This is a genomic window from Pseudomonas tructae, from assembly GCF_004214895.1.
GTDB lineage: Bacteria > Pseudomonadota > Gammaproteobacteria > Pseudomonadales > Pseudomonadaceae > Aquipseudomonas > Aquipseudomonas tructae.
In genome coordinates, this window is the sequence record NZ_CP035952.1 from 3,325,731 (window position 1) to 3,350,026 (window position 24,296).

General features: G+C 64.9%; 18 protein-coding genes. 13 read left to right on the forward strand and 5 right to left on the reverse strand.

What is annotated here, in order from left to right:
• The first annotated feature begins 9 nt into the window (after nt 1-9).
• From EXN22_RS15010 to EXN22_RS15045, 8 genes are all read left to right on the forward strand, one after another.
• Nucleotides 10-1,020, forward strand: coding sequence for a polysaccharide deacetylase family protein (locus EXN22_RS15010; protein ID WP_130264798.1), 1,011 nt, complete (start codon nt 10-12; stop codon nt 1,018-1,020).
• Nucleotides 1,017-2,321: a lipopolysaccharide biosynthesis protein gene (locus EXN22_RS15015; protein ID WP_130264799.1), complete on the forward strand. Its 1,305-nt coding sequence runs from the start codon at nt 1,017-1,019 to the stop codon at nt 2,319-2,321. Before EXN22_RS15010 ends, EXN22_RS15015 begins: the two co-directional genes overlap by 4 nt.
• A complete protein-coding gene (locus EXN22_RS15020; RefSeq protein ID WP_130264800.1) occupies nt 2,318-4,237 on the forward strand; it encodes a hypothetical protein in 1,920 nt (639 codons plus the stop codon). The genes EXN22_RS15015 and EXN22_RS15020 overlap by 4 nt, the downstream gene beginning before the upstream one ends.
• Nucleotides 4,238-4,271: 34 nt before the next feature.
• Nucleotides 4,272-4,961, forward strand: a complete 690-nt coding sequence (locus tag EXN22_RS15025; RefSeq protein ID WP_130264801.1) for a GNAT family N-acetyltransferase — start codon at nt 4,272-4,274, stop codon at nt 4,959-4,961.
• Between the two features lie 4 nt (nt 4,962-4,965).
• A complete protein-coding gene (locus EXN22_RS15030; RefSeq protein ID WP_130264802.1) occupies nt 4,966-6,138 on the forward strand; it encodes a GNAT family N-acetyltransferase in 1,173 nt (390 codons plus the stop codon).
• Nucleotides 6,110-6,898 (forward strand): ChbG/HpnK family deacetylase, encoded by a 789-nt coding sequence (locus tag EXN22_RS15035; protein ID WP_130264803.1) that lies wholly within the window; start codon nt 6,110-6,112, stop codon nt 6,896-6,898. The genes EXN22_RS15030 and EXN22_RS15035 overlap by 29 nt, the downstream gene beginning before the upstream one ends.
• Before the next feature lie 416 nt (nt 6,899-7,314).
• Complete coding sequence (locus EXN22_RS15040) at nt 7,315-11,130, forward strand: leucine-rich repeat domain-containing protein (RefSeq protein WP_130264804.1); 3,816 nt, start codon at nt 7,315-7,317, stop codon at nt 11,128-11,130.
• A gap of 130 nt (nt 11,131-11,260) precedes the next feature.
• Complete coding sequence (locus EXN22_RS15045) at nt 11,261-11,623, forward strand: profilin (protein WP_130264805.1); 363 nt, start codon at nt 11,261-11,263, stop codon at nt 11,621-11,623.
• 97 nt (nt 11,624-11,720) lie between these two features.
• Here EXN22_RS15045 and EXN22_RS15050 read toward each other — a convergent pair whose 3' ends face one another.
• On the reverse strand, nt 11,721-13,949 hold the full coding sequence (locus EXN22_RS15050; RefSeq protein ID WP_130264806.1) for a putative bifunctional diguanylate cyclase/phosphodiesterase: 2,229 nt from the start codon (nt 13,947-13,949) through the stop codon (nt 11,721-11,723).
• Nucleotides 13,950-14,089: 140 nt separating this feature from the next.
• On the opposite strand from EXN22_RS15050, the gene EXN22_RS15055 reads away from it, so the two are divergent.
• From EXN22_RS15055 to EXN22_RS15065, 3 genes are all read left to right on the forward strand, one after another.
• On the forward strand, nt 14,090-15,709 hold the full coding sequence (locus EXN22_RS15055; RefSeq protein WP_130264807.1) for an NADP-dependent glyceraldehyde-3-phosphate dehydrogenase: 1,620 nt from the start codon (nt 14,090-14,092) through the stop codon (nt 15,707-15,709).
• Nucleotides 15,710-15,818: 109 nt separating this feature from the next.
• On the forward strand, nt 15,819-16,286 hold the full coding sequence (locus EXN22_RS15060; RefSeq protein ID WP_130264808.1) for a VOC family protein: 468 nt from the start codon (nt 15,819-15,821) through the stop codon (nt 16,284-16,286).
• Between the two features lie 92 nt (nt 16,287-16,378).
• Nucleotides 16,379-17,572 (forward strand): hypothetical protein, encoded by a 1,194-nt coding sequence (locus tag EXN22_RS15065; RefSeq protein WP_130264809.1) that lies wholly within the window; start codon nt 16,379-16,381, stop codon nt 17,570-17,572.
• Between the two features lie 182 nt (nt 17,573-17,754).
• Here the strand turns inward: EXN22_RS15065 and EXN22_RS15070 are convergent, their stop codons facing one another.
• Both EXN22_RS15070 and EXN22_RS15075 read right to left on the reverse strand, forming a co-directional pair.
• A complete protein-coding gene (locus EXN22_RS15070; RefSeq protein WP_130264810.1) occupies nt 17,755-18,669 on the reverse strand; it encodes a site-specific integrase in 915 nt (304 codons plus the stop codon).
• A 182-nt stretch (nt 18,670-18,851) separates the two neighbouring features.
• Complete coding sequence (locus tag EXN22_RS15075; protein WP_130264811.1) at nt 18,852-19,655, reverse strand: hypothetical protein; 804 nt, start codon at nt 19,653-19,655, stop codon at nt 18,852-18,854.
• A 118-nt stretch (nt 19,656-19,773) separates the two neighbouring features.
• Here EXN22_RS15075 and EXN22_RS15080 point away from each other — a divergent pair, with 118 nt between their 5' ends.
• On the forward strand, nt 19,774-20,421 hold the full coding sequence (locus EXN22_RS15080) for a DUF1345 domain-containing protein (RefSeq protein ID WP_130264812.1): 648 nt from the start codon (nt 19,774-19,776) through the stop codon (nt 20,419-20,421).
• Here the strand turns inward: EXN22_RS15080 and EXN22_RS15085 are convergent.
• The gene (locus tag EXN22_RS15085; protein WP_130264813.1) at nt 20,347-21,603 is read right to left on the reverse strand and encodes a pyridoxal phosphate-dependent aminotransferase; all 1,257 of its coding nucleotides are present in this window, start codon (nt 21,601-21,603) and stop codon (nt 20,347-20,349) included. The genes EXN22_RS15080 and EXN22_RS15085 overlap by 75 nt on opposite strands.
• A 308-nt stretch (nt 21,604-21,911) precedes the next feature.
• Between EXN22_RS15085 and EXN22_RS15090 the strand changes: the two genes are divergently transcribed.
• On the forward strand, nt 21,912-22,172 hold the full coding sequence (locus tag EXN22_RS15090) for a DUF1652 domain-containing protein (RefSeq protein WP_130264814.1): 261 nt from the start codon (nt 21,912-21,914) through the stop codon (nt 22,170-22,172).
• Here EXN22_RS15090 and EXN22_RS15095 read toward each other — a convergent pair whose 3' ends face one another.
• On the reverse strand, nt 22,173-24,257 hold the full coding sequence (locus tag EXN22_RS15095) for a putative bifunctional diguanylate cyclase/phosphodiesterase (RefSeq protein ID WP_130264815.1): 2,085 nt from the start codon (nt 24,255-24,257) through the stop codon (nt 22,173-22,175).
• Nucleotides 24,258-24,296 lie beyond the last annotated feature (39 nt).

The window sequence follows — 24,296 nt, forward strand, 5'->3', positions numbered from 1 at the left end:
GCACCTGACATGCCGATAAAAACCAGTATCAAGCGTGCCAGCGGTTGGCTGTACCTGAACTCCCCCAAGGGCCGCAACCAGCTGCGCGGCGCCGGGGTGATCCTGATGCTGCACCGGGTCCTGGCCGACGACAGCAGCGCCGCCCTGCCCCACCGCAACGAACTGTGCGTCGGCCCCCAGGCCTTCGAGCGCCTGCTGCGCTGGCTGCAGCGGCACTTCGACTGTGTGCACCTGATGGACCTGCTCAAAACCCATGAACAGCCTCGCAGCGGCAACCGGCCCAAGGTCGCGCTGACCTTCGACGACGGCTGGCGCGACAACGCCCTCAACGCCTTCCCGCTGCTGCAGCAGTACCAGGTGCCGGCGAGCATCTTCCTGTCCACCGACTACATCGGCAGCCGCCAGCGCTTCTGGTGGGAGAGCCTGGGCGAAACCTTGTGGGGCAGCCATGGCGAAAGTGCGCGGCGGGCCTTGATCGAACAGCTGCGCAAGATCGGCAGGCCACTGCCCGCCGCCTACTTCATGAGCGACCGGGCCCATGCCCGCAGCCAGGCCCTGGCCAAGTACCTGCAAAGCCTCAAGAGCTTGAGCCCGGTGGCCCTGCATCACCTGACCAACACCTGCCCGGCAGAATCGCTGCCCCAGGCGCTGGACTGGAACCAGGTACGCCATCTGGAGAACACCGGCCTGATCAGCTTCGGCCCCCACGGCGCCAGCCATGCCCTGTTGCCGGGCCTGGACGACCAGCGCCTGGAAGAAGAACTGAGCCGTAGCCACTACGCCCTGCAACAAGGCTGCAAACAACCGCTGCCGGTGTACTGCTACCCCAACGGCGACCACGATGCGCGGGTGCGCGAACGCCTGGCCGCGCACCGCTACCCCTTTGCCCTGAGCACCCGCGCCGGCATCTGCCAGGGCCATGACGACCCTCTGGCCCTGCCGCGCATCGGCGTCAGCCAGCGCAACGCCAGCCGGCCGTCGCTGCTGGCCTGGCGCATCAGCCGCGGAGGGCGCACATGAGCCGCAGCCACTACCTGCGCCACCTGCTGCTGAGCATGGGCACGCGCCTGGCGATGATCGCCCTGCGGCTGATGCGCAACGTGCTGCTGGCGCGCATCCTCGGCCCCAGCGAGCGCGGCCTGTTTGCCCTGCTCAGCACTCTGCCCGACCTGATCAGCGCCGCCACCAGCGGCGGGCTCAACACCGCCGTTGGCTACCAGGCGGCCAAGCAGCGCAGCATGGGCCTGCTGCTCAGCCAGGTACTGATCTACGGCTGTCTGGTGGCCGGTGCCCTGACCCTGATCTGCGTGGCCCTGGCCCGCGAGTTCGGCACCGAACTGGAAGTGACCACCCAGCTCGGCCTGCTGGCCTGGCTACTGTTGCTGGCGGTGCCATTGACGGTGCTCAAGAGCGGCCTGCTCACCTTGCACAACGCCACCGGCGGGGTTGGCGCCTTCAATGCCCTGCGCCTGACCGAATCGCTGGTGCCGCTGCTGCTGTTCGTCGGCCTGTTCTGGATGTGGCAGAACGATGCCCTGGAAGCGGCGCTGATCAGCTGGTTGCTGGGCCTGAGCCTGGTGGTGCTGCTGGGCCTGTACTGGCTCGGCCGGCAGCACTCGATCCGCCTGTGCTGGGACCGCAGCGGCCAGCGCGAGCTGCTCGCCTACAGCGCCAAGAGCCACCCGGATTTGTTGTTCCAGCAGGTTATTTTGCGCTCGGACTACCTGTTCATCAGCGCCATGCTCGGCAGTGCCGCCTTGGGCCATTACGCCATGGCCAGCGCTGCCGCCGAGCTGTTGCTGATCGTCCCGGAAGCGGTGACCACGCCCCTGATGAAACGCCTGCTGCAGCAGGACGCCGGCATGGACAAACTCACCCCCCTGGCCCTGCGCCTGACCGCCACGGTGATGCTCGGCGCCTGCCTGAGCATGGCGCTGATTGGCGAGTGGCTGATCGTCACCCTGTTCGGCGCCGAGTACCAACCGGCCTACCCGGCGCTGCTGGCCCTGCTGCCCGGGCTGTTCGGCCTGTGCTACGCCAGCATCCTGCGCCTGGACCTGCTGGGCAAGAACCGCCCCGGCACGGTGTCGCTGCTGATGGGCCTGGGCGCCGCCTTGAACCTTTTGCTCAACGTGCTGCTGATCCCTACCTACGGCATCGTCGGTGCGGCGGCGGCCTCCTCGATCGCTTACCTGGCGGTGACCCTGGCGATGCTGTTGCTGTACTGCAAGCTCAGTGGCGTGGCCTTCTGGCAAACCTTGCTGGTACTGCCCAGCGACCTGGCGCCGCTGCGCCAGATGCTGCAACGGCGGCCGGCATGAAGCGCCCCGGCCTGCTGTTTGCCGCCGTGCTGCTTGCGGCCACGGTACAGGCGGCGCCCTTGCAGTGGGCGGATATCCGCGACGGCAGCCTGTACCTGCAAGCCGCCAAGGCCGACACCCTGACCATCAGCTGGCAACCGGCCTGGCAGGCCGACGCCAACGCCGAACGCCTGTACCTGCTCGACGGCCAGGGCCACTTGCAGGCCGAACGCTCGATCCAGGCCGCAGAAACCCGTGGCCAGGTGCAATGGCCGCTTGCAGCGAGCCGCAATGACTATCAGCTGGAAATCCCCGGCTACAGCTTCCGCCGTTACCGCATCGAGCATGCCGACAGCACCCGTGCCCTGTTCGCCCCGGCCAAGGTGCACTTCAGCGCCGAAGTCGGGCCTCATGTCGAGCTGTACTTCCGCGTGCCAGCCAACCAGCAGGCGAGCCTGGCCGGCAAGTACCACGGTGGCGTGCACGGCCTGCAGGTGCAGCGCCTGGGCGATGGCCGGCAACTGAATCTCGCGCTCAAGCCCTACCCGGCCTACTGGCAGTTCGACCGCCTGGCGCTGCCGCTGGCCAGCAGCGAGCAAACCTTTCGCCTGCGCCTGCTCGGCCGTGGCAAGGTCGCGTTCTGGCTCGACGGCAGCGCCAACCTGTTTGCCCAGCAAGCGCAACACCTGGGGCCACTGCACAACGCCGACGGCCAGGTCAGCTTGCGCCTGGGCGAGCGCGTCCTGGGGCCGACCCCGAGCCTGGGCGTGAACCTGCCCTATGTGCTGCCGCCGCCGTCCAGCTACGCGGTGCTCGACGCCCTGCAACCCCAGGCGGCAGGCTATTACAGCTTCTCCGACCTGCTGGCGCGCAAGCCCGGCTACGAAGACGCCTTCCGCCGCTTCTACCAGCAGCGCTACCGCATCAAGCAGGACATCACCCTGCTCGGCGGCACCGCCAGGCAATCGGTGCTGGCTGCCGACCGCACCAGCAACGACGGCCTCGACGCCTGGCTCACCAGCACCCGCGCCTTGCCTGACGACACCCTGCACTACCTGGCCTTCGCCGACGAGCCGAACCTGTTCTACCCCGACTACCCAAGCTTCAGCATCTACTTCCGGCACATGCTCGACCGCGTGCAGCGCTTCCCCGGAGCCCGCGAGGCCGGGGTGCGCATCGCCGTGCCGGCCAGCTCGCGCCTGGTCAACGGCCCGCTGCATGCAGACAGCCGCACGCGCATCGGCCTGGACTGGGCCCGGCGCCTGCTCAAAGAGCACGGTGCACAAATCGACGCGCTGGCCTGGCACGAATGGATGATCCGCGACCTGCTGGCCACCCGCAGCTACCGCGACTCGGTGCGCCAGGCCGCCGAACTGGTCGGCCTCGATGCCCAGGGCCGGCCGAACAAAGCGCTGCTGCTGGACCAGACCAACCTGTCCAGTGGCTCGAGCCTGAGCCCCTACGACCAGGACACCCACTTTGCTGCGCTGTGGTGGACCTCGGTGGTGGTCAACGCCTCCCAGGACGGCCTGCTCGACATGCTCAACTGGTTCCATGTCGCCGACGAACCCGAGTGGCCCAAGGGCATGGTGCGGGTGCTCAGTGACGATCGCTTCGAACTCAAACCCGTAGGCCTGGCCCAGCAGTTCATCCAGCAGCACTGGCTCGACCAGGTGCTGACCCTGGACAACGACGCCTTCGAAGTCGACGCCCTGGCCATGGCCCGTGGTAAGCAGCGCAGTCTGCTTGGGGTGAACAAGGGCGAGCGCCTGCAGCAGGTCAGCCTTGCCACCCAACACGCCTGCCCACAAGCGGCACTGAGCCTGTTCGGCCCTGACAACCAGGCACGCGACATGCCGTTTGCCTGCGAACAAGGCCGCATCCACTTTCAATTACCGGGGCAAACCCTGTTTGCCCTGACCTGGAGCGCGTCATGAGCGCGCACCTCACCTGCCAGAAACAGGAGGCACCATGAGTGCTTTGAGCAAGATCCAGGACCGCATAAAGCGTAAGGGACTGCGCAACACCTTCAACGCCGGGGTCAAACGTTACCTGTTCTACCACTGGGAACTGCTGTGGATGGAGCGCGACCTGGTCAGCCCCGTGCCCCCACACAAACTCAAACCCTACCCGCCGCTGCGGGTCGAGACCATCACCGTCAACAACGTGCGGGCCTTTGCCAAGCACTTTGGCGACCGTATCGAGACCATGCGCGAACTGGCCACCGAAGGCCACACCGGGCTGATGTTCCTCGATGACGCGGGCGATGTGGTGGCGTTTATCTGGGGTAGCCCGCGCCACTATCACGACCGCCACTTCTACGGCTGCTGGTTCCCGGTGGGGCCTGGGCAGTTCTTCGAGTTTGGCGGCGAGCTTGCGCGCAAGTACTGGGGCACGGAGCTGTCGGTCGACCTGCAACTGGAGCTGTGGAAGGCCATGGCCGCCCAGGGCTGCGACACCGTGGTGGATGTCTGCGAGAGCCACAACATCCCGGCGCTCAAGCTGCACCTGCGCATGGGTTATCAGGAACAAGGGCGGGTCATGCACGTGTACTGCCTGTTCGGGCGCTGGAAGTTCTACCGCGAGACCCGCTACAGCGCCTCGCGCCTGGAACCCTTGCGCAAACCTGAAACCAGCCCGGCCCCGGCCACGGTGACCTGAGCCCATGAGCCTAGACCTGCAGTGGTACCCGTCGCTTGCGGCGGCGGACTTCCCCGCCGCCGAGTACGAGCACCTGCGCCAGCAACTGGCCGACAGCACGCCGTTCAACCACCTGGGCTGGCTGCAGGCGGCCGAAGCGGTGCTGACCGGCGATCAACAACTGCAGGTGCTGGTCGGCCGCGATCAGGGCCGGTTGTGCCTGTGCCTGGCGCTGGTGCGCAGCCGCGAGCGCTTCGGCCCGCTCAAGGCGCAAGTGGTGCGCCACCTGGGCTACCCGCTCAGCGACCGCATCGCCCTGCTCAGCGACCTGCCCAGCGGCGCCGACGCACAGGTGTTGCGTGCGATCCGCAAGCAACTGCCCCATGCCCTGCTGCAACTGGATGAAGTCCCGGCGCACGCCAGCGCGCAAGGCCTGCTGCAACGTTGGGCGCGGCGCAGCTCGACCTATGAGCAGCGCCTGAGTTGCCAGGTTCCGGTACACCGCATCGTCGCCCAGGACCGCGAGGAAATCAGCGGCGATGCACGCTACAAACTGCGCCGCGCACGCAAGCGCATCGCCGCCTGCGGCGCCCAGGTACGCCGGGTGGAGCCCGATGGCCAGAGCATTCATGCCCTGCTCGATGCCGTGGCCGAGGTCGAAACCCTGAGCTGGAAAGGCGATGACGAGGTCGGCATCTTCTCCGGGCCCCAGCGCCGCCAGTGGATGTACCAGGCCTTCAGCGCCCTGGCCGAACGCGGCCTACTGCGACTGGTGCTGCTGGAACTGGGCGGCCGCTGCATCAGCTACCGCCTGGGCCTGTACGAGCGGGGCCGGATCTACGACTACAACCTGGCCTTCGTGCCCGCCCATGCTGACCTGGGCAGTGGCCGGGTGCTGCTCGAAGAATGGATTCACTGGGGCCTGGACGACGGCTGGGAGTGGATCGATGCCTCGCGGGTCAGCCTCAACAACTCCAGCCACCAATTGCATGAACGCATGAGCGGCCAGCTCGAGCACCAGCGCCTGAGCTTCTACAGCTGGCGCCCCAGTGGTATTGCCCTGGGCCTGGCGTTGCGCCTGTGGCGCCGCTTCAAGCCGCAACTGCAACGCTTGCGCACACCAACACCGGCGCCCGGCGCCAAACCGCCCCCCAAGCAGGAGAACGTGGATGCCCTCCCTGGTCATAGTCAACGCTGACGACTTCGGCCTCAGCGCCCATACCAACGCGGTGATCCTCCATGGCTTCCAGGCCGGGCTGATCAGCTCGGCCACGGCCATGGCCAACATGCCGGCCTTCAACGCCGCCTGCAGCCTGGCGCAACTGCCGGCCTTGCACGGACGCATCGGCCTGCACTTCAACCTCACCTACGGCCGGCCCCTGAGCGAGGCCATACGCACACAGCCACGCTTGTGCACGCCCAGCGGCGAATTCGACCTGCGCCTCAAGCGCCGCACCCTGCGCCTGCGCCCGGCCGAGCGCGAAGCCATCGAGCAAGAACTGCACGCCCAATGGCAGCACTGCCTGAACCAGGGCCTGATGCCCAGCCACCTGGACTCGCACCAGCACGTGCACAACATCTGGCCGATCGGCGAAATCGTCGCCCGCTTCGCCGCCCGCGAAGGCGTGCCGGTGCGCCTGGCGCGCAACCTGGGACACAACATCAACCCGGCAAAGCAGGTGTTCAAGGCGTTGCTCAACCGGCGTATCAAGCAGTTGTGCGGGGTGACTGCGGACTACGTTTGCACGCCGGTAGACTTGCGGGCGGGATTGGCGCCGGACAGTGGCGTGCTGGAGCTGGTGGCGCATCCCAGTGCGTTGGGGGGGCATGATTTTGGCGATGCTTACCTGGGCACGGGGGAGTCGTTGAAGGCGTTGGTGGAGCAGCGATTGGCGGGGGTGCCGCGGGTGGGGTATGGGAGTTTGGGGGTGAGTAAGGATGGGGTGATGGTGACCTGATGCAGTACCCCAACAGTGCGGTTGTAGTGGAGGTGAACGAACGAGCCTAGTGCGCAGCTGTTTTCCGGGCAAGCAGATGAAGTCGACAGATTGTGTAGGGTAATTCTTAGGAGCTGCTCTGGCCAGCCTTGACGCACTGTTGCGTGATGGCGGCCAGGTGCAGGGCTTGGGATGGGGGCATGCCCACCGGGTGTCCGCCGCAAGGCTTGTTGCGTTCTTGAGATCGAGCGCCGCCCGCGCGGCGCATCGCGGGGCAAGCCCGCTCCCACATTTTTTGCAACGTGCCATGGCCTGTGAGAGCGGGGTTGGTAGCCTGGGTGTACGCGTCAAGATGGCCACCACAAACCAGCAATAACTACCACCCTGCCTACCCCGCTAAATCGCCTCCTGTGCGCTCCCCCAACCGGAGCCCAGCCATGCCCACTCTCTCCCCCGACAACCCTCATCACGCCCTGCTCAGCCAACGCCTGCCCAGCGACGCCCAGCATTTCACCAGCGACCACTGGAGCGCACTGCGCACCAGTCTGCACCCCGCCCAGGGCCTGCCCGGCAGCGAGGCGGACTGGTTCGCCAATGCCGCGCCCTACCTCAGGGAGGCACTGCTCGACAGCCAGGCGCAGCTGCGCCGTTCGCAAATGGCACTGGCGCGCTCGCTCAAGGGCCTGCAAAGCATTGCCGGTTTTGCCGAACCGCTGCTGCGCGCACGCTTGCTGGCCGACCATGGCTTGAGCGCCTCATTACCCGGCAGCGAGCTGATCCGGGTGTACCAGACCTACCACTGGACCGGCGCCCGCTACCTCAACAGCCATGACCGGCAATCGCTGCTGGAGGCGGCCTTGCACAACTTCGGCGACGACGTGAGCTTCAGCGCCGACAGTGCGCTGGCCCTGAGCGCCGACATCGAGGTCGAGCCGATCATGGTCTCGAGCTTCGTCACCATCAGCCCCGACCTGCCCGCCCATGAGCTGCACTTGCCGTCGGAACGCTACCGCATCAAACGCCTGCCCCTGTCGCCCGCGGACTTTGCCCAAAGCTGCCGCCAGCTGGACCTGGGGCGCCAATACCAGGACCACTTGCAGGCCCTGTACGAAGCACCTGCCAACCGTACCCAGGTACGCGAACAAGGCGCGGCGGTGTACCGCGACCAGTTGCGCGTAGCCCTGGCCCTGGCCCACCTGCACCACCACCTGGACCGCCCGGCGATCCGCGCGGTCCAGGCGTTGCTCGACGGCAAGGCCCGCCGTTGCTGGGTGCTGGGCCTGCTGGGCGCCACGTTGCATGATGCTCTGGCCATCGACGCCGACGATGCAGGGGTGCTGCTGTACCTGCCGGGCGATACAGAGTCCTTGCAGCAGTATGCGGACTTCGCCAGCCTGGGCCAGGCGTTGCAAACGCGTTTATTGGCACCTGGATTTCGCCGCCTGTTGATCGGCCGGGTGCCGCTGGAGCAACGCGCCAGCGTCCTGGATAAACTCCGCCAGCGCCTGGACGCCAGCGATACCGGCAACGCCGAGGCGCACTGGCAGCCACGGGCCGACGCCAAGCTGCAGATCGCACGCGGCACCCTTGTTGAGCCACTGTTCGGCTACCTGCAGGACCGCCACCTGGAACGCCTCAAGGCCGAGGCCCGGTTGCTGGCGGTGCCCACCGCCGATGCCGACGTCCAGGCCAGCGATGCACGCAAGCAACGCCTGGAAAGCTTTGGCTTGAACGTGCTGAACCTCGCCAGTTTCTTCATTCCGGGGTTGGGCGAAATCATGCTCGCGGTCACCGCCTGGCAACTGCTCAACGAGTGCATCGATGGCGTCGAGGACTGGTACTTGGGTGACCGCGACACGGCCTTGCAGCACGCCGCCTCGGTGGGCATCAATCTTAGCCTGATCGCCGGCTTGGCGGTGGCCGGCAAGGTCGCCACCCGCCTGTTCAACAGTCCGTTGATGGAACGCCTGGACCCGGTGACCCTGGCCGACGGCAGCGACCGGCTGTGGCAGCCGGACCTTGCACCCTATCGTAGTGACGTCGAGCTGCCCGAGGGCCTCGAGGCCAATCAACGGGGCCAGTATCTGCTGGCCGGCAAGCACTACATCCGCATCGAGGGCCAACTGTACGAGCAGCGCCTGGACGCCGATGGCGAGCAATGGCGCATCGTTCACCCACAGCGCCCGGAGGCCTGGCAGCCGCCGCTGCTGCACAACGACGAAGGCGCCTGGCGCGCGGCGCATGAGCAACCGCTGGACTGGACCTACCCGACCTTGGTGCGCCGGCTGAACGAGGCCTACCAGGGCTACAGCGACGCTCAGTTGCAGACAGCCCGCCTGATCAGCGGCATCGACCGCGCGCAGCTGCGCCAGGTGCACCTGCGCGGGGAGCCCTGCCCACCACTGCTGGCCGATAGCCTGCAACGGCTGACGCCCGCCATTGAGCCAAGCCCGCATGAAAGCAGCGCCTCACTGCAGCTGCGCGCGGACTACCCACACCTGAACCGGCCCCTGGCAGCACGCTTGCTGCGGCACTTGCAACCCGGGGAAATCAGCGCCTGGCAAGCCGGCGAGCCGCTGCCCGCCTGGTTCAGCCTGCTGGCGCGCCAGGTCAATAACGAGGTGCCCCTGAGCAGGGCGCTGGAAGGGTTGTTCGTGCCTGGCCTGGCGAGCAGCGACAGTGAGCATCTGCTGCTGGCCTGCCTGCAACGCCTGCCGGGGTGGTCGCCAGCACTGCGCCTGGAGTTACGCGGTGCAAGCCCCGAGGGTCCGCTGCTGGCCAGTATCGGCGACGCGAGCGCGCGGCAACGCTGCATGGTATTGAAGAGCGCCTTGGGCTATGAGGCCTGGCGCTTCGACCGCCCGGCTCCGGGCACTGTCCACGCCGACCTGTACGCGGCCCTGCTGGAGGCCCTGCCTGCCACCCAGCGCCAGGCCCTGGGCCTGATGGCGGGCTCCGCCGAGCCTTTGCGCCTGGCCATCCAGGCCAAGGCGACAGCCTCGCGCGAGCAGGCCGCGCGCTGGCTCTGGGGCCATGCCCGCCCCGCGCCTGCCCGCGCCCGCTTGCTCGGTGGCACGCCGTCCGGAGAAAACAATCCCTACTCGGGCCATCGGCTGCCCACTGCCTACCTGACGCGGCGCATGCACCGCCTGTATCCCAGCTTTGCCGAGCGCGACATCGCCCACACCCTGCAGCAATGGCGGGCAGAGGGCATCAATGTGATCCGTGAGGTCCGCGCCCACGAGCAAGCCCTGCGCCAGCTACGCCAAGACCTACAGACCTGGGCCGGGCAAACCCCGCGCCGGCAACGGGCAATCGAGCCGTTGGTCGAGGCCTGGCGCCACAACTCCGCGCGCCTGCTCGGCAGTGGCGAGCAGTTGCAGAGCCTGAGCCTGGCCAACCTTGAGCTGGAGAACCACGACCTGCAAACCCTGGTATTACCGGATCGCTTTTTCCATATCCGCGACCTCGACCTGGGCGGCAATCGTCAGTTGAGCCAGCTGCCGGCCGGGTTGTTGGCGCGTTTTCCTGACCTTGAGCGGGTGTACCTTGACGGCTGTCGCTTCGACCAGTTGCCCAATCTGGTGCGCCCCGCACGCCTGGAGGCCCTGGATATGGGAAACAACCGCCTGACCTGGGACGGCCGGGCGCAATCCACCTTGCACAGCTTCACTCACCTGCGCCTGCTCGAACTGTCGAACAACCCGCTGCTACAGGCGCCGGACCTCCGCGGACTGCCGGCGTTGCGTGTCATCAACCTGACCCACTGCAGCCTGACCGAGCTGCCGACCGGCCTTGCATCGCTGGACCATCCCGTCTCCCTGGACCTTGGCGATAACCAGTTCACCCAGTTGCCCGAGCCCTTGCAGATACCCGAACCGGTGGCCCGGGTCATGTGCCTGGAAAGCAACTGGTTGAGCCCACGGGTGCTTGAGCAGATCGAAACCTATTACCTCGAACACGGCGTCGACCTGCTGGTCGCCGAAGGCGACTACGAGGAGTTGCTCAGCGGTATTACCCCCGAACAACGGCAGCTGTGGAACCGCTTGCCCCTGGCCTACCGCCGCGCGTTGCGGGTTTTGACCCTGGGCGATGCCTTCGCGCGCGATCCGCAGCAAGCCCAGCAGCGGCTGTGGCAACGGATCGAGCGCATGGACCAGGACCCGGCGTTCCTTGCCCAGGCCCTGGGACGGCCAGCGGGTGAGTTGCTGGAGCTGCCATTGCCGGGGGGTGGTGAACCTCCACGTTCGTAATCAGAACAGGCGCTTGCTGTTAACGACTGTCATTTTTATCAGGTGACAAGTTTGATCGCCGCCTGAAGAATGCAAACAGCAAGCGTCCTGTATGAACGGCAGCAGCGTCAGTTAGCGTAAGGAGACAAGCATGTGGGACTGGGTACTGTACGTCGACCAGATGACCCGCGCTGACCTATCCGAAGCTGCCGTGGCGGGGCTGGACGGCAGGATTCACAGCCACTCCTCAGGCTTTGCGGCGACGCAAGCAGAACTACGTTCAATCGCTCGGTTCTTTGCCGGGCAAAGCGAACTGCCAGCACGCTTTTACCTGAACAATACTGAGTACCACTGTCTTGATCAGAATGAAGTGTCCATCAGGGGGGCGAATGGGTCGCTGACCGCCTACTGCGAAAAGGCCAGGGATGTGATCCTGATCGCGTTGGGTGAAGGATCGATTCATCGATCGCCCATTACCTGTTTGGCCGCTCAGTTGCGCGCATCTGCTGACTGACCCGGTGGGAGCGGCGATGCGGCGACCCGACTTGCCCCGCGATGCGATGTGGCTGCCAGGCCTCGATCGCGGGGCAAGCCCGCTCCCACCACCCCCTCTACGCCAGGCACACCTGCTCCTGCGCAAGCCACTGCTGGAACTGCTCGGCCGGCATCGGTCGGCCGATGACAAAGCCCTGGCCCTGGTCACAGCCGGCATTGCGCAAGAAGGCGTACTGCTCGCGGGTTTCGATGCCTTCGGCGGTGATGCGAAAGCCCAGGGCATGGCCCAGGTCGATGATCGCCCGGGTGATCGCCACGCCGTCATCGTCATCGGGCAGGTCCTTGATAAAGGCACGGTCGATCTTCAGGTGGTTGATCGGCAGCATCTTCAGGTAGGCCAGCGATGAATAGCCGGTGCCGAAGTCGTCCACCGCCGTGGTCACCCCCAGTTGCTGCAACTGCGCCAGCACCGCGCAGGCGTGCTGTTGGCTTTCCATCAGCAGACTCTCGGTGATTTCCACTTCCAGCAGGGTCGGCGGCAGGTCGTAGCGCTGCAAGGCTCGCGACAGGCTGGCGACATAGTCGCTGCGCTCGATCTGCACGGCTGCGACGTTGATCGCCACCGGCCCCGGCAGGCAATCGGCGGCGCGCCAGGCGGCAACCTGGGCGCAGGCAAGGTCGAGGATCTTCTCGCCCAGGGGGATGATCAGGCCGGTCTGCTCGGCCAGGGGGATGAACTCGCCGGGCGAGACCAGCCCATGCTCCGGGTCGCGCCAGCGCACCAGCGCCTCGGCGCCCTGCACCTGACCACTGAACAGGTCGACCTTGGGCTGGAACCACAACTCGAACTCGTTGTTGCGCAAGGCCCGGCGCAGGTTGTGCTCCAGGGCCAGGCGCGCCTGCAGGCGCAGGGTCATGTCCGGGTGGTACAGGCGGTAGGCGTTGCGCCCGCTCTCCTTGGCCGCGTACATCGCGGTGTCGGCATGGCGCAGCAGGCGGTCGCTGCTCTGGCCATGCTCGGGGCACCAGGCCAGGCCGATACTGCCGGTGACCAGGGCGGCGCTGCCCTTGAGGTCGAAGGGTTGCTGCAAGGTCTGCAACAGGGCCTGCACCTGGGCCAGGCAACGCGGCTCGGGGCCTTTGAGAACAAAGGCGAACTCGTCGCCTCCCAGCCGGCAGACGCTGTCGTGGTCTTCGTTGACCTGCACAAAGCGTGCGGTGGCCTGCTGCAGGAGCAAGTCGCCCATGGCGTGGCCGAGGCTGTCGTTGACTTGCTTGAAGCCGTCGATGTCCAGCACCAGCACCGCCAGGCGCTCACCACCGTTGATCGCCTCAAGTAGCTGCTGGTGAAAGCGCAGGCGATTGGGCAAGCCGGTGATGCCGTCGTAATGGGCCAGGCGCTCAAGCTCGGCCTGGGACTGCCTCAGTTCATGGTTGCGCAGGTTGATCAGGTGGTTGCTGCGGTTGAGCTGGGCGACGAACACGCTGAACAGCCCGGTGCAGGTCAGGGCGAAGAGGAACAGCGGCGAAGCGAACAGGCTCATCGACGGCCAGCCGCCCAAGGGGCTCGCCGCCAATTGCCAGAGCCCGCCAGGCACGTCGACATTGACCGTCACCGGGTGCTGGGTAAACAGCGCCGGGTCGCCCCAGATCATGCCGCCCGCCGAACCCTGGCCGTCGGCGCCGCGCAGAGCCAGTTCGAAGCCCGGGTCCAGGTCAAGGCCGGCGGTGCTGAGCAAACGGTCGATATCGGCGACGATCGAGACATTACCCCAGTACAGCTTCACGCCCTTGTGGCCCTTGAGGAACACCGGGCGGCGGTAGATCAGCCCGCGTCCGCCCTGAAACAACTGCACCGGCCCGGCCAGTACCGCGCTGGAGTTGTCGCGGGCGCGTTGCAGCAGCGGGTACTGGTCAGGCAGGTGGCGGTAGTCGACGCCGAGCACGCTCTGGTTGCCGTGCAGCGGGTAGACGTCGGCGATCACATCGCCCGGGGCCAGGGACACATGGCGAATATGCGGCACCGAGGCAATCGCCTGGCGGGCCATGTCATGAAAGTGTTCGGGGCTGATTTCGCCGTCGGTGCTGATCAGCTGGGCGATCCCCTCGGTTTCACCGAAGGCCGAGCGCAACTGCGCCTCCAGGCTTGCGCGCACACCGGAAAGGCGAGCACTGGCGTTGGCGATCACTTCGGCTTCCTGGCGCTGCACATCCAGGCGCCCCAGCACCACCGACAGGCCAATGCCGACCAGGGCAAAGCCTACCGGTAACAGGCGGTTGAGGGTGGTGCGCAGGTGTGCGGGCAAGGCCAGGCGGTCGTCGAGGGCGAGGGTTCTTGTGCTCATGGGTCCGTTATTTCGCAGCGCATTACTGCGTTATCGGCGTCTTGGGCGCAATGTTGAGCCGGGCTGGCTTTTATTGGCAAGCTGGCGTTATGCTCGGACTGAAACGTTTCACCCATCACAGAAAAAGAGGTGCTGCGCCCATGGACCGTCTGCTCGATTCGCTGTTTCCCACTGCCAACGAGATTCCCGAGGCGTACCGCCTGGGTGAACCGCTGGAGCAACGCGAGTACCTGGTCAACGGCCAGTTGCAGCGCTGGGACGGGCCGCTGGCCACGGTGCGCAGCCCGGTGTGGCTCAAGGAGGGCGACGACGAGCGCCAGGTGATCCTGGGCAACACCCCGCTGCTGGATGCCGACACCGCCCTCACTGCCCTGGACGCCGCCGTGCAGGCCTACGACAAGGGCCGCGGCGCCTGGCCGACGATGCGCGTGGCCGAGCGCATCCAGCATGTCGAAACCTTCCTGGGCAAGATGCGCGCGCAGCGCGAGGCAGTGGTCAAGCTGCTGATGTGGGAGATCGGCAAGAACCTCAAGGACTCGGAAAAGGAGTTCGACCGCACCTGCGACTACATCGTCGACACCATCGGCGCGCTCAAGGAACTGGACCGGCGCTCCAGCCGCTTCGAACTGGAGCAGGACACCCTCGGCCAGATCCGCCGCGCGCCACTGGGCGTGGCGCTGTGCATGGGCCCCTACAACTACCCGCTCAACGAAACCTTCACCACCTTGATCCCGGCGCTGATCATGGGCAATACGGTGGTGTTCAAGCCGGCCAAGTTCGGCGTGCTGCTGATCCGGCCGTTGCTCGAAGCGTTCCGCGACAGTTTCCCGGCCGGGGTGATCAACGTCATCTATGGCCGTGGCCGCGAGACCGTCAGTGCGCTGATGGCCAGCGGCAAGATCGACGTGTTCGCCTTCATCGGCACCAACAAGGCCGCCAGCGACCTGAAAAAACTCCACCCGCGCCCGCACCGCCTGCGTGCGGCCCTGGGCCTGGACGCGAAGAACCCGGGGATCGTGCTGCCCGAGGTCGACCTCGACAACGCGGTGAACGAGTCGGTGACCGGCGCCCTGTCGTTCAACGGCCAGCGCTGCACGGCGCTGAAGATCCTGTTCGTGCATGAAGACGTGGTCGACAGCTTCCTGGAAAAATTCCAGCGCAAGCTGGCCGCGCTCAAGCCAGGCATGCCCTGGGAGCCGGGCGTGGCCCTGACGCCGCTGCCTGAAGCCGGCAAGATCGACTACCTCAATGGCCTGGTGGCCGATGCCGTGGACCACGGTGCCAGGGTCATCAACGAAGGCGGTGGCGCCAGCCGGGGTTCGTTCTTCTACCCCGCCCTGCTGTACCCGGTGAATGCACGGATGCGCGTGTACCAGGAAGAACAGTTCGGCCCGCTGGTGCCGGTGGTGCCCTACCGCGACCTGCAGACGGTGATCGATTACGTGCTCGATTCCGATTTCGGCCAGCAGTTGAGTATCTTCGGCAACAATTCAGCCGAGGTCGGTCGGCTGGTCGACACCTTCGCCAACCAGGTCGGCCGCATCAACCTCAACGCCCAGTGCCAGCGTGGCCCGGACACCTACCCGTTCAACGGCCGCAAGAACTCCGCCGAAGGCACCCTGTCGGTGCATGATGCGCTGCGGGTGTTCTCGATCCGCACCCTGGTGGCGACCAGGTTCCAGGACAGCAACAAGCAGTTGATCAGCGACATCATCCGCAACCGCGAGTCGAGTTTTTTGACCACCGATTACATTTTCTGACTGCCGCTCGTCCAGCGCCGCCGGTTTTGATTTGCGCAACGGCCGAAACTGTACAAATATACAGCTTCGCGCTATTCACCCTGCGGCGCGTTAAAGGAGGATCCATAAAATGGCAGTCAAACCAATCCCCGAAGGGCAGCACAGCATTACCCCCTACCTGGGCATCAAGGAAGCCGCCAAGGCCATCGAGTTCTACAAAAAAGCCTTCGGTGCGGTCGAGATGTTCCGCCTCGACGGCCCTGATGGACGCGTCGGCCATGCCGAGCTGAAAATCGGCGACTCCTCGCTGATGCTCGCCGAGCCGTGCCCAGAGTCTGGCAACCTGAAGGGTAACCAGCCGGGCAAAGGTGTGGGCATCGGCTTGCACCTGTATGTCGAGGACGCCGACAAAGTGTTCGCCCAGGCCATCGCCGCCGGCGCCACCCAGGTCCACGAAGTCAAGGACCAGTTCTACGGCGACCGTAGCGGCACCCTCGAAGACCCGTTCGGCAACCTGTGGTACGTCTCAACCCACAAGGAAGACCTCAGCGTGGAAGAGATCCGCGCCCGCGCCGCCAAGCTGTTCGGCGGCCAGTAACAAGCATTAAGCTGCAAGCTGCAACCGTCAGTACCAATACGTACGGCTCTGGCTTGCAGCTTGTGGCTTGCCGCTTGTAGCTAAGGATTTCCATGCGAATCATCGAAAAAAACACCGCGCTGGTGCGCACGCTCACCCCTGCCGAAGACGAACTGCTGCGCGGCTTTGTCCAGGGCAACCTCGAAGGCCCGCGCCTGCTGCAGGCCAACCAGTTGCTGATGAAAGTGCGCGCCAATGGCCACTGGCTGGCCTGCGATTGCCAGCCCAAGGCCCTGCCAGTGCTCAACGTCAACCTCAATGGCAATACCGGTACCCTGTTCCTCAAGAACAACCCCGGCACCGCCGAGCATGCACCTGACTGCGCATTCATCAAGGATGAGCGTGAGAGCGGCAACCGCGACAGCGACCACGAAGCGCCACCTGCGGCCTGGCTTGTGCCCGATGCGCCGTTGCGCCTGATTGGCGACTTCAGGCGTGCCAGCGACACCAGCAGCGAGTCGCCAGGCACGGGCGACAAGCGCGAACAGCAGCGGTTGCTGTCGCTGCTACTGACACTGATCGAGGCCAGCGGCCTTAACGTATACGCCACACAGCTAAAAAAGGACCTGACCGGGCAGTTCGCCGAACTGCGCGGGGTCGCCAGCCGTTACCCGCTGATCGAGCGGGTACCGGCCAGCAACTACCTGGAAACCCGCCTGGACATGAAGCACATGATGATGCTCAAGGCGCGGCTGCGCGAGTCCAGTGCCTTTGGCAGCCATCGCCGTCATGGCTTGCTGCTCGATTGTGTCAGCCAGATCAAGGCGCGCAAGGTGTTCAACGAGCGCAGTGCGGACGGCTTCGACTTTCAGGGCCATCACCTGCTCTGGGGCGGCAGCAAGACCCCGGGGCCGTTGCTGGCCCTGGCGATCTACTCACCGGCCAGTGCCGGCAGTCACTTCTACGAACTGATCCATGTTGCCAGCGTGCCGGTGTTGTCCCGTGGGCAGATGTTCCCGGTGTATCGCGACGAAGAGCGCGAGCCGTTGAAGATGCTCGTATCGCTGATCGACTGGATGGCCAGCAAGGGCGTCAAGGTGATCATGCGCAGACCGGTGCTGGGTGGCCAGGGCATGGATGCGCTGGTACTGAGCTCCGATCAGGACCGGGTGCTGTCGGTCTCGCTGACCGAACAACCGCTGGGGCCGGAGCCTGAAGGCGAGACCTTCAAGCGCTACGCCGACTTCAAGAGTCTGGACACCTTCCGCAAGTACGTGGCCGGGTTCTTCATGCGCGGCCGCGAGTAGCGCTTTTGGGTGACAGCCCTGTGGGAGATTCTATGCTCCATGGAAAGGCCTCAACACAGATCCCTTGTGGGAGCGGGCTTGCCCCGCGATGAGGCCAGTACAAGCAATAGACCGCTGCGCGCACGAATCGCGCGGCAAGGCCCACTCCCACCGCCGCCCCCGGCATAGAAACATGCAGACAGTCAGTAATCGTAACGATCCACCGCCCGCCGCCGTTCGTTGTCGTCGCGCATGTCGTAATTGGCGGTGGTCTGGATGTTGCTGTGGTGGGCCAGCTTCTGCGCAATCGACAGGTCATGCTCCTCGATCACCCGGGTAATGAACGAGCGGCGAAAATCGTGGGGCATGATCTTCACCCCGACCTGGGTGCCGCGCTGGCGGGCGATGTAGTAGATCGCGTGCTTGGTGATGCGTTCGCGGGTGATGTGGCTGCCACGGCGGATGCGGTTGAACAGGAACTCATCATCCGCCTGCCCTTCAGGCAGTTGCTCGCGGCGAAACGCAAGCCAGGCATTGAGTTTCTCGAAAGCCCAGGGCGGTGCGTACTTGATCAGTTGCTTGTTGCCCTTGCCCAGCACCTGCAGGCTACGCTCGTCGAAATCTACCTGGCTCAAGCTCAGGTTGACCGACTCGGACTTGCGCATGCCGGTGCCGTACAGCAAGGCAATCACCGCTGCATCACGCAGACCCTGGGGCCTTGGGTCGGCGGCGCAGGCTTCCATCAGCTCGCGGATCAGGCTGCGTTTGAGGTTGCGCCCGACCGCCAGGCGCGTGCCCTGGATCGGCTTGACCGTGCGTATTTTCAGCAACTGCTCCTGGCTGACCAGGCCCAGGCGCCAGGCTTCGTTCATCACCCCACGTACCGCGTTGACATACAGCGACGAGGTGTTGGGGGCAAAGCCATCGGCGCGCAAGGCTGCCACCAGGGCGGTGACATGCCCGGGTTCGAGCTGGTGCCAGGGCACCTCGGCGATGTCGCAATCCTCAAAATCCAGGCGGTCGGCGGCGTCCTGAAGGATGTACTTCATGGTCAGCTGGCTCGAAGGCGCCAGACGGGCGAGGTATTGCAACAAGGGGTTTTGCAGTGAATCGGACAAACCGGAAATCCTGTAGGGCACAACAGTGGTCAGTGGGCCTGCAACGGGCCAGTCTGACGCCTGACAACACCGTGGCCACTGACCTGCATCACAATCAGGTCATTGATTGGCAAGTCTTTTTAGCCACGGCAAGAACGCCGATAGTACCTCATCAGCGGCCCGGGAATCGATTGAGGGCAATATCATGGCACCGCTTCGTCCAGGTACAGGTCCAGGGTTTCTGGCGTCAGCGTCATGACTTCATGGGTGTTCCCGTAGTAATCGGTCTCGCCACGTTCCAGGTAGCCATCCTGGCGCTTGATGACATACGCCACATGGCCACGCGGCTCGCCGGTTTCTGTATCGATGATTTGCATGCGCTTGCTGTACAGCGGCATCCGCAGGGGTTCGAGCAAGGGCGCCGGGTGCGCTGCGCTCAGTTCAACAGGCGCCCAATCAGGCAAGCGATCGCGATGCCTGGCCACTTCGGCGAGCAACTGGGCGACCGGTACCTGCATGGTCTTGGAGTAGTAGGCCTGGTAGGCAAAGGCTGTAATGCTCAGCTTGCAGGGGATGGTGCTTTTGCCGGCCAACAGGCGCTGGATGGCCGGCTTGAGCAAATCATCGTTGTTGTTACGGCTTTTCGGCGTTTTGTTGAAGCGCGCCCAGACCACATAGTTGTAGCCCTTGATCTCGGAGATACCTTCGAAATCGACACCGCCGGCGAGGTTGTACTTCATCGCATGGCCAACGGTGAAATCCTGGTCATCACCCAAGGCGCACGTTAGCCACTCACCAATCTGCCCGTCGCCGGTGTGCCGTTCGAACAGGCTGACAATCTCCTCGTCGCTGCGAAAGCGCAGGTAGTAGGAACCGTTGTTGTAGGTAAACGAGCTGAATTCCAGCGGCATCGAGTCAATGCCATGGCTGCAGCCGCCAAGCGACAGGGCCGCACCCAAGGCGCAAGCGGCCAGGCGTAAAGAGGGGGCAAACAAAGAAGGCGTCATCCATGAGCGAGCAAGGCGCGCAGGATGCCCAAGCCAAGGCCGGTCAGCAAGCACTTCCGCGCCCTGCTGGCGATTTGATGGGCTACAGTTGCCCAGGTACCCCCTGACCTGAGGCACCATGGCTTTCCATCGACTGACCCGCACTCACCCGCGCTTGAGTTTTTCTGCCGTAGTCGGCGCCCTGGCCGGCTGGCTGATCCCGGCCCAGGGCCTGGTTCAGCAGATTCTCACCGGCTGGAACGTCGGTGTCTGGTTGTACCTGGTGCTGGTGCTGTGGCTGACCCTGCGTGCCAGCCCCGAGAAGGTACGCGAAGTCGCCTGCATCGAGGATGAAAACGCCGGGCTGGTACTGTTGACTGTCAGCATTGCGGCGATCGCCAGCCTTGCCGCGGTGACCTTGCAACTGGCGGCCAGCCGCGACCTTAGCGGTGGTCCGCAATTGCTGCACTACCTCTATACCGGCTTCACCGTGGCCGGCTCGTGGTTGATGATTGGCATGATTTTCAGCCTGCATTACGCCAGGCTGTACTACACCACCGACAGCAAAGCGCCGTTGCTGCGTTTTGCCGACGGCGAACTGAACCCTGATTACTGGGACTTTCTGTACTTCTCCTTCACCCTCAACGTCGCCGTGCAAACCTCGGACGTCGGCGTTGCCGGCCGGCAGATGCGCCGCATCGTACTGGCCCACTCACTGGTAGGCTTTGTGTTCAACACTGCGATTCTGGGCTTTACCATCAACATTGCCGCCGGCTTGCTGAACTGACGGCACGCCCTCGAGCACCTGCACCGCACAGCGGGCAATGCGCTGGCAGGCCTGCACCAGGCGCTCGCTGTCGAGCACCAGGCCAAAGCGCAGGTGCCCGGCGGCGCTGGGGCCGAAGGCATCACCGGCGAGCACCGACACCCCATGTTCCTCCAGAAGGCGCTCGGCAAAGGCCTGGGCACCGATGCCGGTCTCGCGGATGTCGATCATCACGAACATGCCGCCATCGGGCTTGTGCACGCGAATGCCGGGGCAGCCCTCAAGGCTGGCGCAGACCCGGTCGCGGCGCTGGCGGTAGGTATCGCGCATCTGCCGTACCTGTGGCAGCTCCTGCTCCAGGGCTACCTGGGCGGCGTTCTGGATAAAATCGGGCAAACCATAGAGCATGCACAGGGCCAGGTTGCTCAGGTGCTCGGCGAGCAATTGCGGACCGATCACCCAGCCCACCCGCCAGCCGGACATGGCGTGGGACTTGGACAGGCTGTTGATGGTCGCGCTGCGTTGGGCCATACCCGGCAGGCTGGCCGGGCTGAAGTGCTCACCGTCGTACAACAACTCGCTGTAGACCTCATCGGAGATCAGCCACAGGTCGTGGTCGATGCACAACTGCGCCAGGCGCTGCCAGGTCGCTTTGGGCAGGCTGGCGCCAGAGGGGTTGTGCGGGCTATTGAGCAGCAAAGCGCGGGTGCGCGGCGTGATCAACCGGGCGACGTCGTCCGGGTCGACCCGAAAACCCTGCTCCGGGCGCACAGGGACGGGGATCACCCTGGTCGCACACGCGCCGAACACCGCTTCGTAAGTGACGTACATCGGCTCGGCGACGATCACCTCGTCACCCGGATCGAACAGGCACTGGGCCACGCCATACAGCGCACATTGGGCCCCGGCCAGCACCACCACCTCCAGCGGGTCGACCGGCTGGCCGCTGTGGCGGGTGTGGTGGCGGGCGATGGCGCGGCGCAAGGCTTCGCTGCCGCGTACGTCGGCATAGTGGGTGTGACCGGCGCGCAGGCTGGCGATGGCGGCGTCGACAATGGGCGCTGGCGTATCGAAATCCGGGTCGCCAATCGACAGCAGGATGATATCCCGGCCCTGGGCCTGCAGCTCGACGGCGCGGTAGTGGATGTTCCAGGCCGCAGCACCGTCACCGGCGATACGTTGGGTAAGCGCGGAATAACGCATGGACGGTCTCCTTGACTGAACCTGGACGTGCCATTGGTCCGAAACTCCCAGGCAAGCATCCCAGCCGACTGTCGGTAAAAATAGCAGAACGCCGAAGTTGCACGCAGGTAAATGTTGCGGGCAAACGTTTGCTCCAGACAGGCTGTAGTTCGCGCGCTCCGCGACCGGGCGTGACCTGGGTCAAACAATCGAAAAACCGTCATGGTCGGCGCCGGACACTGGCGCCAGTGCTGCTATGTTTAGGTTTCTGTCCGGATCGCCCTGATCCGCCCACTCTTGCGTGAGGTTCACCGTACAAGGAGGCCGGCATGAACAAGCTGACGTTCCCCAACGCCTGCCAGATGATGCGCTGGCATTTTCATCCGCTGGGCTTCGAAGCCAGCATGGATGCGCCACGCAGCATGGTCGCGCGCCTGTTCGACCGGGCCAGTGGCGAAACCCTGCTGGCCATCGCTGGCATTCCCTGCGCAACCGTGATGCCGGCGGCCGATGTCGAGCGCATCATCGAAGCGGTAGAAGCCGAGCTCGATGCCTTCCAGCTGTCTTGCACCCTGCACGCCGTCGGCTGATCAGCTGGCGGCCCGGGCCTTGCGCCCTCGTTCGATATCGGCAATGAAGCGCTCGGCCGGCTGCGGCTGACCGAGCAGGTAGCCCTGCAACGAATCGCATCCCAAGCGTGTCAGGAACGTCTGCTGGCGATCGGTTTCCACTCCTTCGGCAACAATCCGCAGCCCCAGTGCCTGGCCCAGTGCAACGATGGCCGAGACGATGGCGGCATCGTCGCTGTCCTGCTCCAGGTCGCGAACAAAGCCACGGTCGATCTTCAGTTCATTGGCCGGCAGGCGCTTGAGGTACATCAGGCTCGAGTAACCGGTACCGAAGTCATCGATGGACAGGTCCACGCCCATGTCCGAGAGCTGCTGCAGCACCTGCAGGCTGGCGTCGGCGTCGCGCATGGCGGTGGTCTCGGTGATTTCCAGGGTCAGGCTGTTGGCCGGCAAGCGGTGCCGGGCCAACACCCTGGCCACACTCTCGACCAGCCCGGTGTGGCAGAACTGGATGGCCGAAAGGTTCACGGCGATGCGCCAGTTGCTATGGCCCTGGTCGATCCACAGGCGCATCTGCCGGCACGCTTCATCCAGCACCCACTCACCGATGGGGATGATCAGCCCGGTCTTTTCCGCCTGGACGATGAAGCGGTCCGGCAGCAGCAGGCCATGCTGCGGGTGTTCCCAGCGCAACAGCGCCTCGGCGCCTATCGGCTGGCAGTCGTGGGCATCGAACTTGGGCTGGTAGTACAGGCGGAACTGACCCTGCTCCAGTGCTATGCGCAAATCTTGCAGCAGTTGCAACTGCAAGCGCGCGTTGCTGTTCATCGACACGTCGAAAAAGCTGTAGCCGTTCTTGCCGGCGCTCTTGGCGTGGTACATGGCGGCATCGGCGTTGCGCAGCAGCTCTTGCTGGTCGATGCCATTGCCCGGGTACAGGACGATGCCGATACTGGCCGAAATCTGCAGGTTTTGCTCGGCAACACGAAAGCTGCGCGAAATCAGGTTGACCTGCTTGGCCGCCACGCCCACAGCGTCATCGGCCTCCTGCAACTCGACCAGCAGCACGAACTCATCGCCGCCGATCCGCGCCAGGGTGTCCTGGCTGTGCAGATGGCCGCGCAGACGCAGGGCGACTTCCTTGAGCAGCAGGTCGCCGGTGTGGTGGCCGAAGGCATCGTTGACCGGTTTGAAGCCGTCCAGGTCAATGAACATCAAGGCAAAGCATCCGCCCTGCTCCGCCACCTTGTTGATCGCCTGGTCGATGCGGTCGGCCAGCAGCGTACGGTTCGGCAAGCTGGTGAGGGTGTCATGCAGGGCCAGCTGGGTAAGCTCCTGGTTGGCCAGGGTCAACGAACGGGCAAGTTCGGCGGTACGCGCCTCCAGGCGAGCATCCAGCACCGAAGTCAGCAAGGCGGCGGCCAGTACTGCCAGGGTGGTGATCAACACCAGGTAGTCCAGGCCGTTGCCACTCAGGCCGCTGCCCAAGGCGCCGCAGTAGCTGCCTTCGGGGAAATTCGCTGCCGCCATGCCGGTGTAGTGCATGCCGACAATCGCCAGGCCCATGATGATTGCCGCGCCGCCACGGATCTGGCGTACATACAGGGTTTGCTGGCGCAAGCGAAAGGCGATCCACAAGGCCGCTGCCGACGCCCCCACGGCAATCACCAATGAGGCACTGAACAGTGTCGGGTCGTAGTCGATGCCCGGCGCCATGCGCAGCGCGGCCATGCCGGTGTAGTGCATGCTGCTGATGCCGGTACCCATGATCAGCGCGCCAAAGCCCAATTGCAGCCAGGGCAAGGTCGGCTGGCTGACCAGCCACAGGGCAAAGCCCGACGACAGCCCGGCGATCAGCAGCGACAGCAAGGTCAGGGTGATGTCATAGCCCAGTTCGATCGGCAGGTTCAGGGCGAGCATGCCGATAAAGTGCATCGACCAGATCCCGGTGCCCATGGCCATGGCCCCGCCGCCGATCCACAGGTACACCGCACGGCCCGTGGCGGTGGTGATCCGGCCGGTCAGGTCAAGGGCGGTATAGGAAGCAAGGATGGCCACGCACAGCGAAATCAATACCAGCGAAGACGAGTAACTACCGATCAGCATGAGGCCTTCCACAACCCGTAGGCCGGGCACTGGCAAGGC